Genomic DNA, 14,011 nt, shown 5'->3' on the forward strand with positions numbered 1-14,011 from the left:
ATGAGGGTTGCCTTTCTCATCGAACGATTGGACCCTGCCCGCGGCGGCATGGAGCGCTCTGCCTATGATTTCTTGATCGAGTTGACGGCGTTGGGAGTGGAGACGCATGTCGTCACGCAATCGGCGGTCGATGCGCCGACTGCGGTGCAGGTCCATGAACTGGGACAGGAGGGGTGGACGGATGAACTGCAGTATCGGCACTTCGTCATCCGTGCCCAACGATTTGTGGCGGAGCGGCCATGGGATGTCGTCCATGCCATTCGGCCCTGCCTGTCCTGTGACCTCTACCAGCCGCGCGGCGGTCTGGTGAAGACCGGCCAGATTCGGACCATCGCGGCCAGAACGACATTCTTGTCGAAGGCGCTGCGCCGGGTCGGCCTGTTCTTTGACGGCAAGGAGCGTCTCCTGGTGCAGCTTGAACAGCAGCTCCTGACCGGGCCCAAGGCTCCGATGGTCGTCGTGCCCAGCCACTATGTCGGCTGTCAGGTGGAACAGGAATACGGGAGCGCCCGCGTCGCCACCAAGCGGATCTTCAACGCCGTTCAGATCAGTCCGCCCTTGGGAGTGAATCGAGCGACAGTGCGTCGGCGTCGGCGCGCGGAATGGAACATTCCTCTCGACAGGCCGGTGGCTATCTTCGTCGGCCATAATTTCAGGCGCAAGGGGTTGGCGCGTGCAATCGAGGTCCTGGCCGACCGGCGATGCGTCGATTGGTATCTGCTGGTGGTGGGACGAGACGCGCCCACTCCCTACGAGCGGCGGGCCGAGCGTCTCGGGGTGGCCTCACGGGTTCGGATGCTCGGGGAACAGTCGGATGTGGCTGAGCTGTATTGGGCCGCGGACGCCTGTGTCCTGCCGACGTACAATGATCCCTGTTCCCGCACCGTCCTGGAGGCCCTCTCGTTGGGAGTGCCTTGCATCACCACGGTCTTCGATGGATCGTCGGAATGCATTACGCCGGGCGAACAGGGGTTCGTCTTGCCGAGGCCGGAGGCGGGCGACCTGCTGGCGGAAGCTCTCCGGACCCTGCGGGATGAGTCGGTCCGGCGGCGGATGTCGCGCGAGGCGGAAGGCCTGGCCGCCATGCTTTCCATGCGGCGGCATGCGGCGGAAGTCGCTCAGGTCTATGGGGAGATCGCGGCTCGCCGATCCGTCGCTCAGGGCCTGTGTCTCGTGTGATGGCAGTGACACCATTCGGTTCATCACCTGCCCCTCCTGGTTTTGAGCGACGCTCCCATTCCTCCCTTGCGTGGGTGGTGCGAGCCTCGGTTGACGATCCTGCGCTGGCCCATCTTCTGTGTGATCCGGAGACGCACCTGGCTCACAGCCCACGAATCTTCAAAAACGAGGGGCGCTGCGTCGTTGCGCTGGTGGGGGGCTATGTCATGAAGCGCTGGAGTGGGTACGGCGGCCTTGAACGGTGGAAAACCAGATGGCGCGGAACGCGCGCCGCGCGGGCCGGATGGGCTGCGACGGCGCTGGAGCAGGCCGGCGTGGCGACGGTTCCGGTCCTGGCCTGGGGGACGCGGGAGGGCGTGATCGGCGCGCCGAGTTATCTGCTGATGGCCTATCTGGCCGATGCCGTCGACTTGCGATCCTGGCAGGGCAACCGTCTGGAGATGGCCGAGCGGCTGGGAGGCCTGATCGGGTTGCTGCATGAACGGGGTTTCACCCATCGCGATCTCAAACCCTCCAATCTCCTGGTCACGCCGGACGGCTGCCCGCTGCTCATCGACCTGGACGGGCTGCGCTCGGTCGGGCCGGTGCCTCGCAGCAGGGCCATCGCCGATGTGGTCAAGTTGGGGCGTCGCATGGTCGCACCCTCCAGCCTCACGCCCTCCGAGGCGTCGCGATTCCTGTCGCGTTACTGTCTTGCGCGCGGCTTTCGCGGTCGTCGAAACTGGTGGACTGTCCTCAGGGAAGAGGCCGGTCGGCACGACGAATTTCGAACCCTACGAGCGGCACGGAAGACGCGCGCTTGACAGGGGGAAGGGGGACCTGTTACGAGGCCCGCAGCCCTGTTGAAGACCGGGCATTCCGATTTTGAAAGAGGATAATCCGTCGTGAGCCATCAGCCGGTATCCGCCGTCGTCATCGCTTACAACGATGAACCCAATATGCGGGCCTGCTTGGAGACCCTCACCTGGGCGGATGAAATCATCGTGGTCGATTCCCACAGCACGGATGCGACGGCGCGCATCAGCGCCGAGTTCACCGACAAGGTCTTCCAGCAGGACTTCCATGGGTTCGGCCGTCTCCGGAACGAGGCCATCGCCCATGCGGCGCATGAATGGGTGTTCAGCCTCGATACGGACGAGCGGACGACACCGGAGTTGCGGGATGAAATACGACGGGTTCTCGATGCCGGGCCGGAGGCCGAGGCCTATTTCGTGCCGCGCAAGAATTATTTTCTCGGGCGCTGGATCAAACATTGCGGCTGGTATCCCGACTATCGCCAGCCGCAGCTGTTTCGGAAGAGCCGCCTGCGCTATCGGGACGAGCTGGTCCATGAGAGCTTCGATCTGGACGGACGCATCGGATACCTGACCCAGGCCGCGCTGCAATTTCCCTTTCGCAATATCGATCACTTTCTGCTCAAGCAGGAACGCTACTGCGACCTGATGGCGCGTCGCATGGTCGAGCAGGGACGCGCGTTTGCCTGGCACCAGCTGCTCTCGCATCCCTGCTTCACCTTTTTCAAGATGTACGTGGGCCGCAAGGGGTGCCTTGACGGCGTGCCGGGGCTGATCCTGTCGGGGCTCTATGCCTACTACACATTCATCAAGTACGCGCGATTCTGGGAACTTCAGCAGACGGCGGCGCGAAGTCGGTCGTTGGTCGCGGAGCCGGGGCGACCGTGAGGCCGGAGGTGAACGAGGGACAGACGGGCGGCCGGACGGCGACGATCGCGGCCGTGGTGATCACGAAGGATGAGGAAACGAACATTGCCGACTGCCTGGAGTCGCTGCGGTGGGCGGATGAACTGATCGTCGTCGATGCCGAAAGCCGGGATCGCACCGTCGAACTGGCGAACACGTACAGGTCGCGCGTGTTCGTGCGGCCTTGGCCCGGCTATGGCCCGCAGAAAAACTTCGGGATCGACCAGGCGGGCGCGGACTGGATCTTGATCGTGGATGCCGATGAACGGGTGCCGGCGGCATTACGACAGGAGATCGAGTCGCTTTTGGCCGACGGACCGCCGGTCGAAATCGGCGGCTACGAGATCCCCCGCCGCAATTTCTTTTACGGCAAATGGATCCAAGGCGGCGGACTGTACCCGGATTATCAACTGCGGCTGTTTCGCAAAAGTGCCGGTCGATACGATGATGTGAAGCTCCACGAAAACCTCCAGCTCACCGGACGTCGCGCGCGGCTCCGAGAACCCTTCGACCACTACAGCATGCCCACCATTCTCTTCCATGTCAGGAAGATGATGCGGTACACCACGTTGGGGGCGGAGGAGAAGCTCAAACGCACCCAGTCCATCGGTGGATGGGTCATCGCCACGCATCATCTGGGGACCATGCTCAAGACCCTGTGGCTCCGCGGCGGCTATCGGGATGGTGTGCATGGGCTGGTCGTGGCCATGTTCGCCGGCCTGCACACGTTTGTGAAATATGCCAAGGCCTGGGAACGGTTGAACGTGAAACCGCGCACATCGGTCAAGGGAGAGTCGTGATCGGGGAGGCGGGCTGGGCCTGATGCGTATCGGGATCGACGCGGCCTCGGTGGTCGGCGATAAGGGCGGAGTCGGTTGGCACACCCATCACCTGCTGCGTGCTCTGCTGGAGGTGGAGGAAGAGACGGACTATGTCGGGTACGTGCGGCCCGGGTCTTTGCGGGACGGGGAGGTGCCTGGTTGGCCGCCGCATGGACGACTCCGCTGGCTGGAGGTGCCGAAGTGGGCGATGGCTTGGCGCGGGGCCTGGGATCGACTGGATCTCTTTCATGGGCCGAACTTTAAAATGTCGACCCGGGGCCGGTTCGGCGGCATCGTCACGATCCATGATTTGTGGTTGGTGCGTTATCCGGAGTATTCGCGCAAACTGCTGGGGCAGGCCGGGTCCTCGCGGCGGGCCAAGGCGACGGCGGCTCGGGCGCGGAAGGTGGTGACCGTGTCGGAGTTTTCAGCCAAGGAGATCGAGGCCCTGTATGGGGTCCCGCGCGACCGCATCGTCGTGATTCACAACGGAGTGTCGGAAGAGTTTCGTCCCTTGCGCGATGAGCCGGGCATGGCGGTCTTGCGGGCACGCTGGGCGCTTCCCGCGGCCGGGTTCATCCTGTTCGTCGGAGGCGCCGACCCAAGGAAAAACCATCGGGTGTTTCTCGAGGCCGTGGCTCGGGTGCAGTCTCACTTGCAGGGGCGTGCGGTCGTGCTGGTGGGAGATGCGGAACATCCGCAGGGCAGTTATCGTGCGACGGCTCAGGAACTGGGGTTGGAGTCGGTGGTGCGTTGCCCCGGTCGGCTCGACCGTGACGACCTGCGACGACTCTATTCCTTTACCGACCTCTTCGTGTTTCCGTCGCGATACGAAGGGTTCGGCATGCCGGTGCTGGAGGCCATGGCCTGTGGGGCGCCCACGATCACGTCGTCCACGTCTGCGTTGCCCGAGGTGGCCGGTGACGCAGCCTGCCTGGTGCATCACGACGATGCGGAGGCCTTAGGGCAGACCATCGTGAAGGTGTTGGGTGATCGAGAATTGCAGGCGCACTTGCGGCAACGGGGTTTCGAGCGGGCACGGCAATTCACGTGGGAGCGGGCGGCTCAGCAGACGAGCGCCCTGTATCATGACCTCTGTGCGTAACTTCTGGCCCATACGGATCGGTCGCGGCTCCGATACCCCTTCGCCGGGCGGCACGAGGGACGTTCGGAACATTCTGGTCATCAAGCTCCGGCACATCGGCGACGTGTTGCTGGCGACGCCCGTGTTGCGCGCGTTGCGGGAGGCCTATCCCTCGGCGAAGATCACCATGTTGGTCAATCGTGGGACCGAAGGCGTGCTGGTGCACAACCCCGACGTGAACGAGGTCCTGTGTCTGGAGAAGGGGACGTGGGGAGCGCAGCTCGCGTTCGTGCAGAAACTGCGGCGGCGCGGGTTTGACTGTATCGTCGACCTGACGGACGGGGATCGGTCGGCATTTGTGAGTCTGGCGAGCGGCGCGCAGCTGCGGGTGGGATTCAATGCCGAACATCGCTGGCGGGGATTGTTGTACAGCCATGTGGCCAAACCTCGACCGGCTGATCGCCATCGGGTGGAGTATGATCTCTGTGCCCTCCGCGCCCTCGGGGTGGATCCGAAACCGACGACGCCCGCGGTCCATGTCACGCCGGCGGAGGAGGCCGTCGTCGGCGCATGGCTCACGGAGCAGGGCCTGGCGCCGTCGTCGGATGGCCCGTTGCTGATCCTGCTTCAGCCCGGTGCCCGCTACTCATTGAAGGTGTGGCCGCATGACCGGTTTGCGCGCCTGGCCGATCGCCTCGCCGAGCGATTTTCCTGCCGCATCTTGCTGGGCGGCGACCAGCGTGAACGTGAAGTAGCCGAGCAGGTTGCTCGCGAGGCCCATTGCGCGCCGAAGGTGGTGGCCGGGCGGTTTTCGCTGCTGCAGTTCGCGGCGCTGATGAAACGCTGCGCCTTGTTCGTAGGAAATGACGGCGGGGCCATGCATATCGCCGCCGCGATCGGGACGCCGGTGGTGGCGTTGTTCGGACCGACCTATCCTCAGCGGTGGGGGCCGCGAGGGGGACCGTCGCAGATCCTGTACAAAGGCTTGGATTGCCGGGCTTGTTATCACCCGACCTGCCTGCGGGGCGACGACAGCTGCATGCAGCAGATTACTGTCGATGAAGTCTATGCGGCGGCCTGCCGCCTCTTGGAAGACGCGGGGCCGAACGTGCGCGCATGAGTGAAGCCCAAGCATTGGTGAGCGTGGTGATCCCGGTGTTCAACGGGGCGTCCTTCGTCGCGAAGGCGGTGGCCAGCGTCCGGGCGCAAGGGGATGACGCCATCGAGATTCTGGTGGTCGACGATGGCTCGACGGATGGTACCCAGGAGGTGTTGCGAGGGCTGGAGCGCAGCCACGCCATTCGCTGGTTTCAACGCGATCACGGCGGACCGGCGCGCTCGCGTAATTACGGCATCGAGGCGGCGACGGGGCAATTCATCGCACTGCTGGATTGCGACGACGAATGGTTGCCGGGCAAGTTGGGTGCACAGTTGGCGATCATGCGACGACGGCCGGAGGTCGGGTTGGTCCATACGGATTTTGAGGTGCGGTTCGAGGACGGGACGTTGGAGGAACGGGTCTCGGCCCGCGCGAGCCGCGAGCCGATGGTGCAGGCCTTCGCCGGCGGCCATGTGGCCTTGCCCTCCACCTTGCTCATCAGAAAATCGGTTCTGGACCAGGTCGGGAGACTGGACCCTGAACTCTACGGCTCGGAGGATTCCGATTTGACCATTCGGCTCTTTCGCGTCACGACATTCGAATGCATCGACCGGGTCTTGGTGAAGAAACTGCAGCGTGGCCACGGGTACCGCGACATGGCCTTCGATGAACAGACGCATCGGGAGCGGGTGCTGACGAGCCGAGAACGGTTCTTGCGCCGCCTCGAAGGATTCTCGCCGCTGACGGCGGAGCAGCGGTCGGCCTTGGACCGAGAGTGGGCCAATTATTATTTGTTGCGTGGCGCGGCAGCCGAACGGATCGGACGGCCGCAGGAGGCCCGGGCCCATTACCGGGAGGCGATCCGCAAGGCGCCGGGGCGCGTGCGCTGTTATACGCGCTGGCTGCGCACGTGGAAGCCCTGACCGCCCATGGAAACCGTCACTTGCGAACTGTGCGGAAGCGCCTCTCACCAGGTTGTGTTGGAGCAGTATGACCTGGCCCATCGGATCACGGACGACCTCTTCACCGTGGTGCGCTGCCGAATCTGTGGTCTTCTGTTTCTGAACCCCCGTCCCACCCGCGAAGAAATCGGCGGATACTATCCCTCCACCTATTACCCCGCTGCGCCTCCTCGCCAAGCGGGCGATCTGAAACGAGCCGCCAAGCGATGGTCGGCTCAGGTGCGTCGATGGATTGCGCAGGACTTTTACGGGTATCCGATCACCGACCGCGCGCGCGGATGGCAATGGCTGCGTCGACTGCTGCTCTGGCCGGAATATCTGTGGCGCCGCTGGCGTGGGCGCGGGCTCTTGCCCTGGGTCGGCCGAGGCCGGGCCTTGGATGTGGGGTGCGGATCCGGCAGCAATCTCGTGACCTTGCAGGAGCAGGGCTGGGAGGTGTCGGGAGTGGACGCTAGTGCCGTGGCCGTGGCGCAGGCGCGCTCCCGCTTCGGGGATCGAGTCCGTCAGGGGGATTTGCTCTCGATGGCGTACGCGGACCGCAGCTTCGATACGGTCCTATTCAGCCATGTGCTGGAGCATCTCCATGGCCCGCTGCCGTTGCTGAAGGAAGTCTGGCGCATTCTTGACTGGGGCGGGCGCGTGGTGATCCTTTGTCCCAATGCCGGCAGCCTGGAGGCGCGGTGGTTCGGGCGTTGGTGGTTTCCATGGGAATTGCCGCGGCATCTGTTTCACTACGAGGAGGCCAGCTTGACGCGGGCGTTGGAGACGGCCGGGTTTCGCGTCGAGTCCATCACGACGGGACTCGGGTCTCTCTACTTCATGGCGAGTCTGGATCGACTGTGGGAGCAGCGCCTCGGCCGCCCCGTTCCCTGTCGCCGTCTGCTGGAGAAGGTGCTGGTTCGGCCGTTCTGCTTCGTGATCGGCCACCTCGGGTACGGAACCGAATTGAAGGCGTATGCGAGGAAGGACCCGCCTGCGCGACGCGACTAAGCAAAGAACGAGCGGACCAATCGCGACCAGGTCTTGAAGTTGAGCGGCCGATGGCGGAGCGAATGGCGAAAGGCTTCGCGGGCCTGTTGCCGCGCGCGGGCCCGCAAGTGATGTTTCCCCAGGTCGGCATAGTAGACGGCCCAGTCTTGAGCCAAGGCGTCGGCTTCGGGGGTTCCGGCTCGGCAGGCAGGAGCATGTTTTTCCAGAAACCGTCGACGACCTTCCAAGGCCCGCAAGGAGGGGATATCGCGCGAAGCATTGTGGCCGTAGAGCCGATGACGGTACAGAGGCTTGGCCAAGTGAATGAAGCGGCCGGGGCCATAGAGGCGAATCGCCAGGTCAATGTCTTCCCAAATCGACAGCTGCGCGTCATACCCGCCGACCGCATCGAATGCCTGTTTGCGGAACAGGGAGCCCGATGTGGCGACATCGTGGCCGCCTCGCAGCAACTGAGTAATGCTCCGAGGGTGTTTCATGGCGGCATCGTATTCGAGCACGCGATTGTGCTCGTCCACCTGATACCCATCACAATGCACGACGACTGCCTGCTCGGCCGGCTCCAAAATGGCCAGCGTCTCTTCCAGAAACGTAGGCTCCCACAGATCGTCCTGGTCGAGAAAGGCGAGGTATGGGCCCTGGGCGAGATGGGCCCCGGTGTTGCGGGCCGCGGCCTGGCCGCCGTTTTGGCTCCGACGGACGTAACGTACGCGAGGCATGGTCTGTACCAGCGCACCCGTGTCGTCGGTCGAGGCATCGTCCACTACGATGAGCTCGCGGTCGGCGCAGGTCTGCGCGAGCACGGAAAGAATGGCCTGTTCCAGATAGCGGGTGGTGCCGTTGTAGGCGGGAATGACGACGCTGACTCGTACCACGGTGAATGATGTCCTTCGGCTCCATCGGTAACACAGGCCATCGTCTCAGTCAATCGGCGTCGGCCAGGATCTTCGCCTTGACTTGCCGCAGGGCCTATGGTTCCATCGCTCGACCCGTGGCTGCCCCAACACCCTTCATAACCTCTTCGTTGTCGTCGGTCGGCCTGTCGTCGTGAACATCGTCATCGCCGCCTGGCACCTCAAGAACTTCAACGTGGGCATCGGCCGATATGCCCGAGAATTGATCGAGGCGCTGGGGCGGGTCGATCACAAGCACCACTATGAGATTTTGCTGCCGCAGGCCGAGCATCCGTTTCAGCCTCGCCCGAACATGCGCTACCGCGTGGTGCGGATTCCTCTGTTTCGCCGACGAGTCTGGGAGCAGGTGGCGCCGCTGTTGCTGGGGCCGTATGATCTGTTGCACCTGCCGTACGATTCTTGCGTGGCATGGAAGCGCGGCAAGTTGGTGACCACGATTCACGACGTGAAGCCGGTGCTCTTTCCTCAACTCCGGACCCGCGGAAATCTGAACAGCGCCATCGAGCAATGGCTGGTGGGCGACCGCTGGAGCAAGATCGATCATGTGCTCACCATTTCCGAACATTCCCGCCGCGATCTCTTGGCGCATGTGCCCTTGAGAGCCGACCAGGTGACGGTGACGCCGCTTGGGCTCGATGGCAATCGGTTTCGACCGGCGGCGCAGAGGGCTGTTGGCAAACCCTATGTGTTTTGCGTGGCCGGCTCCGATCCGACCAAGAATGTCGGTAGTTTGGTTGAGGCCTATGCGAAGCTTCCAGACTTCCTTCGTAACCGATTCGATCTGCTGTTGGCCGGGGATGTATGCAGGCGCGAGGACATTCGCGCAGCGATCGAGCGGCTGGGGTTGGGCGCGCAGACCAGATTGGTCGGCGTCCTCTCGGATGAGGAGTTAGTGTCGACCTATCAAGGCGCCACGGTATTCGTGTTTCCTTCCCTGTACGAGGGATTCGGCCTCCCCGTGCTGGAAGCGATGGGGTGCGGCTGTCCGGTGATCTGTTCGAACACTTCCTCCTTGCCGGACGTGGCGGGTGATGCGGCATTGCTGGTCGATCCGCGCAACAGTGGGCGGTTGGCCGTCGAACTGACTCGTGTGCTGGAGTCTCCGTCCTTGCAAGAGGAATTGCGCGGTCGCGGCTTGATGAGGGCCCGTGAATTTTCCTGGGACCGCACCGCGGCAGAGACCGTCGCCGTCTATGAACGTGTGGTTGCGGGAGCCGCAACGCTTCCCTGATCTGGGAGTTTCTTGACAGGGTGTCACCCCTGTGTTGTCATTTGACCCATCGTCAGGGTCGTCCACTTCAGAGAGTCGCGCCATGGGATCAACAGAAACATGTGATTTTTTGATTGCGGGGGCCGGCGTCATCGGCGTGGCGATTGCCAGGGAGCTTCGGCGCCGCCATGGGGCGAAGGTCGTGGTGCTGGAGAAGGAGCCCGTGGCCGGATTCCATGCCAGCGGCCGCAACAGCGGAGTCCTCCATGCCGGGGTCTACTACAAGGCGGGCACGCTCAAGGCCAAATTGTGCGTCGAGGGCAACCGGCGGTTGCGCGCGTATTGTCACGAGAAAGCCATTCCGCTCAACGACTATGGCAAGGTAATTGTTGCCAGACGCGAGGCGGAGCTCCCGGCCTTGCGCGAATTGTATACACGCTCCGAGGCCAACGGCGTGCGGGTGAGTCTGCTGGATCAAGCGGCGCTCCGCGAGGTGGAGCCTTGTGCCAAGACGGTGCAGCAGGCCTTGTATGTGAAAGATACGGCGGTGGTGAACCCCCAGCGGGTCATGGCGGCGATGGTCGCCGATGCGGAGCGTGAAGGGGTGCAGTTCCGGTTGGGCACCGCCTGGTTGGCGCGCGAGGGCGAAGCGGCGGTGAGGACGACGCAGGGGGACTTCGCCTACGGACATTTCGTCAACTGCGGCGGACTCTTTGCCGATCGGATCGCCCATGCCTATGGGGTCGGCCTGCATTACAAGATCTTGCCGTTTCGCGGCCAGTTCTACCGCTTGCGTCCCGAGTCCAAACTGCAGGTGAGGGGGAATATCTATCCGGTCCCGGACCTCCGCAATCCGTTCCTGGGCGTGCACTTTACGCGCCGGCCCGAGGGGGAGGTCACCATCGGACCTTCGGCCTTGCCCCTGTTGGGGCGCGAGCAATATCGGGGACTCAGCGGAGCCACCCTCGGCGATGGTCTGACGATGCTGACCTATCTCATCAGGCTCTTCGGCCGGAATCGGGACCATTTCCGTTCCATCGCCTGGACCGAGATGGTCAAGCTTACGCGAACGGGATTCTTCCGCGAGGCGGAGGATCTGGGCATCGGATTCGAGAAGTCGGATCTGCTGCCGGGGAAGGAACCGGGGATCCGCGCGCAATTGATCGATACGAGAACGGCGGATCTCCTGAGCGATTTCGTGATCGAACCGGGTTCTCGGTCGACCCATGTTCTCAACGCTGTGTCGCCCGCCTTCACGTCTTCGCTGCCCTTTGCCGAACATGTCGTGGGCATGATGAAGGTCGAGTAGGTCCATGGTATAAAGTCGTCGCAATGGTCAGAGCGTGCCTGTTCATGTTGCCTAGGGGGTGATGGATGAAGGGAGTCGTGTTGGCCGGTGGGCTCGGGTCTCGCTTGATGCCGCTCACCAAAGTCACAAACAAACATCTCCTTCCGGTCTACGACAAGCCCATGATCTATTACCCCATCCAGACCCTGGTGAACGCCGGGATCATGGAGGTCATGCTGGTCACGGGCGGCAACAGCGCAGGAGACTTTCTGAAGCTGTTGGGGAACGGCCGCGAGTTCGGCTTGAAACATCTCAGCTACACCTACCAACAGGGAGAAGGCGGCATCGCCGATGCCTTACGGTTGGCCGAGCATTTCGCCGATCAAGGACCGGTCTGCGTCGTTCTGGGCGACAACCTGATCGAAGGCAATATCGTGAAGGCGGCTGACGCCTTCCGTGCCCAAAAAACAGGCGCCAAGATTCTTCTGAAGGAGGTCAAGGACCCGCAACGCTTCGGCGTCCCTCAGCTGGAGGGCGATCGGGTGGTGGGCATCGAAGAAAAGCCGTCCCAACCCAAGTCGTCCTACGCGGTTACGGGAATTTATTTCTACGACGCGCGCGTGTTCGAGATCACGCGTAATCTACGGCCCTCCAATCGCGGAGAGTTGGAAATTACGGACGTCAACAACGCCTACATCGCGTCGGGTGAATTGACCTGGGACTTGCTGGAGGGCTGGTGGACGGATGCGGGTACGATCGAGTCATTGTTCGCGGCCAATCAGTTGGTCGCCAAAACCGGTGCGAATAGGATGGAGCGGTAAATGCGAATACTCGTGACGGGCGGCGCAGGCTTCATCGGCTCTCACCTGGTTCGTCGACTGGTGGAGGGCGGACAGCATTCGGTGGTGAACCTCGACGCCCTCAAATATTCCGGTAATCTGGCGAATCTGGCGGACCTCGCCGGCAATCCTCGGTATACCTTCGTGCAGGCCGATATCGCCGACCAGCCGACGGTGCGCGCGGTGCTGCGAGATCACCGTATCGAGGGCATCATCAACTGCGCTGCGGAAACCCATGTCGACCGCTCGATCCTCGATCCCGGCGCCTTCGCCCGCACCGATGTGGTCGGGACCGGCGTGTTGCTGGAGGAGGCGCGCCAGGCCGGCGTGCGGCGGTTTCTCCAAGTCAGTACCGATGAAGTGTACGGCAGCGTCGAGCGGGGCAGCTCCACGGAACAGGACCGACTCGAGCCGAGGAGTCCCTACTCCGCCAGCAAAGCGGGCGGAGACCTGCTGGTCTTGAGCTACTGGACGACCTACCGGTTCCCCGTCGTCGTCACTCGGGGGAGCAATACCTATGGCCCGAACCAGTATCCGGAAAAATTCATCCCGTTGTTCGTGACGAATGCGATCGAGAACGAACCGCTCCCGCTCTATGGAGACGGGAAACATTGCCGGGATTGGTTGTCCGTGTACGATCATGCCGCCGGCATCGAGCATGTGTTCGAACGTGGCGAACCCGGCGCCGTCTACAACATCGGCGGCGGCAACGAGCGAGAAAATATCACCGTGGCGGAGCAGATCGTGGCGGCCCTGGGCAAGTCGCGGTCGCTCATTCGGTTCGTGCAGGACCGCCCGGGTCATGACCGGCGCTATTCCATCGACTGTAGCCGACTGCGCGCCCTGGGCTGGGCGCCGAAGGTTGCCTTCGAGACGGGGTTGAAGCAAACGGTCGAGTGGTACCGTACCCACGAGAGCTGGTGGCGAACCATCAAATCGGGGGAGTTCAAGGAGTACTACCGACAACAGTATGCGGCGCGGTTGCAGAAGGGAACCTCGTGCGGGTCGTAATTACCGGGGCGCAGGGACAATTGGGCACCGATTTGGTGCGGTCGTTCCAGGGGCATGAGGTGACGGCGCTGGATCTCCCGACCTTCGATCTGACGGCAGCCGACTGTGTCCGTGCGATCGTGGACGCGGCGCCGGAGGTGGTGATCCACGGCGGCGCCTATACGGATGTCGACGGAGCCGAGCGGAATCGTGACTTGGCCATGGCCGTCAATGCCGACGGGACCGAACGGGTGGCGAAGGCGGCGGCCAAGGCCGGCGCTCGGTTGATCTGCATCTCCACGGACTATGTGTTCGACGGACGAGGCGCGCGACCCTACGTCGAAACCGATCCGACCAATCCCATCAACGTGTACGGTGAATCGAAGCGCGCCGGCGAGCTGCGGGCGCTGGCCTGTTGCGAGAACACCCTGATCGTTCGGACCGCCTGGCTCTGTGGGCAGAAGGGCAAGAATTTCGTCAAGACCATGCTGCAGTTGGCGGCCGAGCGGCCGCTTTTGAAGGTCGTGGCTGATCAGCGGGGTTGCCCGACCTTTACCGAGGACCTGGCAGCTATGGTCGCCCAGCTTGCAGCGCAGCCGGATCAAGGCATTCTCCATGTCACGAACGAAGGCCACTGCACGTGGCATGAGTTCGCGTCCGAAATCGTCAGGTTGGCTGGATATCAGGTTCCGGTTGAAGCGATTACCACTGCGGAGATGCCTCGTCCGGCAAAGCGGCCGGCCTACTCGGTTCTCTCGTCGGACCGACTCCACCATCTTGGATTCACCATGCCGCCCTGGCGTGACGGGTTGCAGCGACTGTTGACGGCACTCTCGGCTGCCGCCTGATTCGTTCGACTCTGCTCTACCCACTTCCCCGGTGTGCCAGACTAAGGCAATTCGGCTTCGGGCAGCCGGCGCTTCTTGTGGCCATCCCGT

Annotated in this window: 14 protein-coding genes; 13 read left to right on the forward strand and 1 reads right to left on the reverse strand. The window is 63.0% G+C overall.

Going from position 1 to position 14,011, the window contains the following annotated elements; all coding sequences use genetic code 11:
* The 8 genes from HRU82_17510 to HRU82_17545 all read left to right on the forward strand — a co-directional run bounded on the left by HRU82_17510 (nt 1) and on the right by HRU82_17545 (nt 7,835).
* Nucleotides 1–1,179, forward strand: coding sequence for a glycosyltransferase family 4 protein (locus HRU82_17510; protein ID QOJ36634.1), 1,179 nt, complete (start codon nt 1–3; stop codon nt 1,177–1,179).
* 77 nt (nt 1,180–1,256) lie between these two features.
* Entirely contained in the window at nt 1,257–1,982 is a 726-nt protein-coding gene (locus tag HRU82_17515; protein QOJ36635.1) for a phosphotransferase, read from the forward strand.
* An 81-nt stretch (nt 1,983–2,063) separates the two neighbouring features.
* Nucleotides 2,064–2,861, forward strand: a complete 798-nt coding sequence (locus HRU82_17520) for a glycosyltransferase family 2 protein (protein ID QOJ36636.1) — start codon at nt 2,064–2,066, stop codon at nt 2,859–2,861.
* Nucleotides 2,858–3,679, forward strand: coding sequence for a glycosyltransferase family 2 protein (locus HRU82_17525; GenBank protein ID QOJ36637.1), 822 nt, complete (start codon nt 2,858–2,860; stop codon nt 3,677–3,679). Before HRU82_17520 ends, HRU82_17525 begins: the two co-directional genes overlap by 4 nt.
* Nucleotides 3,680–3,701: 22 nt before the next feature.
* Nucleotides 3,702–4,805 carry a glycosyltransferase family 4 protein gene (locus HRU82_17530; protein ID QOJ36638.1) on the forward strand — a complete coding sequence of 368 codons (1,104 nt, stop codon included), beginning with the start codon at nt 3,702–3,704 and terminating at the stop codon, nt 4,803–4,805.
* Nucleotides 4,798–5,904, forward strand: a complete 1,107-nt coding sequence (gene rfaQ, locus HRU82_17535) for a putative lipopolysaccharide heptosyltransferase III (GenBank protein QOJ36639.1) — start codon at nt 4,798–4,800, stop codon at nt 5,902–5,904. Before HRU82_17530 ends, rfaQ begins: the two co-directional genes overlap by 8 nt.
* Nucleotides 5,901–6,806: a glycosyltransferase gene (locus tag HRU82_17540; protein QOJ36640.1), complete on the forward strand. Its 906-nt coding sequence runs from the start codon at nt 5,901–5,903 to the stop codon at nt 6,804–6,806. The genes rfaQ and HRU82_17540 overlap by 4 nt, the downstream gene beginning before the upstream one ends.
* A gap of 6 nt (nt 6,807–6,812) precedes the next feature.
* Entirely contained in the window at nt 6,813–7,835 is a 1,023-nt protein-coding gene (locus HRU82_17545) for a class I SAM-dependent methyltransferase (GenBank protein QOJ36641.1), read from the forward strand.
* Here the strand turns inward: HRU82_17545 and HRU82_17550 are convergent.
* Nucleotides 7,832–8,707 carry a glycosyltransferase family 2 protein gene (locus HRU82_17550; protein ID QOJ36642.1) on the reverse strand — a complete coding sequence of 292 codons (876 nt, stop codon included), beginning with the start codon at nt 8,705–8,707 and terminating at the stop codon, nt 7,832–7,834. The two genes, HRU82_17545 and HRU82_17550, sit on opposite strands and share 4 nt — an antisense overlap.
* A gap of 82 nt (nt 8,708–8,789) precedes the next feature.
* On the opposite strand from HRU82_17550, the gene HRU82_17555 reads away from it, so the two are divergent.
* From HRU82_17555 to rfbD, 5 genes are all read left to right on the forward strand, one after another.
* Complete coding sequence (locus tag HRU82_17555) at nt 8,790–9,977, forward strand: glycosyltransferase family 4 protein (protein QOJ36643.1); 1,188 nt, start codon at nt 8,790–8,792, stop codon at nt 9,975–9,977.
* Nucleotides 9,978–10,059: 82 nt separating this feature from the next.
* The gene (gene lhgO / locus HRU82_17560) at nt 10,060–11,265 is read left to right on the forward strand and encodes an L-2-hydroxyglutarate oxidase (protein ID QOJ36644.1); all 1,206 of its coding nucleotides are present in this window, start codon (nt 10,060–10,062) and stop codon (nt 11,263–11,265) included.
* A gap of 65 nt (nt 11,266–11,330) precedes the next feature.
* Nucleotides 11,331–12,065, forward strand: coding sequence for an NTP transferase domain-containing protein (locus tag HRU82_17565; GenBank protein QOJ36645.1), 735 nt, complete (start codon nt 11,331–11,333; stop codon nt 12,063–12,065).
* A complete protein-coding gene (rfbB, locus tag HRU82_17570) occupies nt 12,066–13,094 on the forward strand; it encodes a dTDP-glucose 4,6-dehydratase (GenBank protein QOJ36646.1) in 1,029 nt (342 codons plus the stop codon).
* A complete protein-coding gene (rfbD, locus tag HRU82_17575) occupies nt 13,082–13,921 on the forward strand; it encodes a dTDP-4-dehydrorhamnose reductase (GenBank protein ID QOJ36647.1) in 840 nt (279 codons plus the stop codon). Before rfbB ends, rfbD begins: the two co-directional genes overlap by 13 nt.
* Nucleotides 13,922–14,011 lie beyond the last annotated feature (90 nt).

It is taken from the genome of Nitrospira sp., from assembly GCA_015709715.1.
Taxonomy (GTDB): domain Bacteria; phylum Nitrospirota; class Nitrospiria; order Nitrospirales; family Nitrospiraceae; genus Nitrospira_A.

Coding starts and splice junctions, on each gene's coding strand:
- HRU82_17510 (QOJ36634.1), top strand. CDS start 1: ATGAGGGTTGCCTTTCTCATCGAACGATTGGACCCTGCCCGCGGCGGC.
- HRU82_17530 (QOJ36638.1), top strand. CDS start 3,702: ATGCGTATCGGGATCGACGCGGCCTCGGTGGTCGGCGATAAGGGCGGA.
- lhgO (QOJ36644.1), top strand. CDS start 10,060: ATGGGATCAACAGAAACATGTGATTTTTTGATTGCGGGGGCCGGCGTC.
- HRU82_17540 (QOJ36640.1), top strand. CDS start 5,901: ATGAGTGAAGCCCAAGCATTGGTGAGCGTGGTGATCCCGGTGTTCAAC.
- HRU82_17545 (QOJ36641.1), top strand. CDS start 6,813: ATGGAAACCGTCACTTGCGAACTGTGCGGAAGCGCCTCTCACCAGGTT.
- rfbB (QOJ36646.1), top strand. CDS start 12,066: ATGCGAATACTCGTGACGGGCGGCGCAGGCTTCATCGGCTCTCACCTG.
- HRU82_17565 (QOJ36645.1), top strand. CDS start 11,331: ATGAAGGGAGTCGTGTTGGCCGGTGGGCTCGGGTCTCGCTTGATGCCG.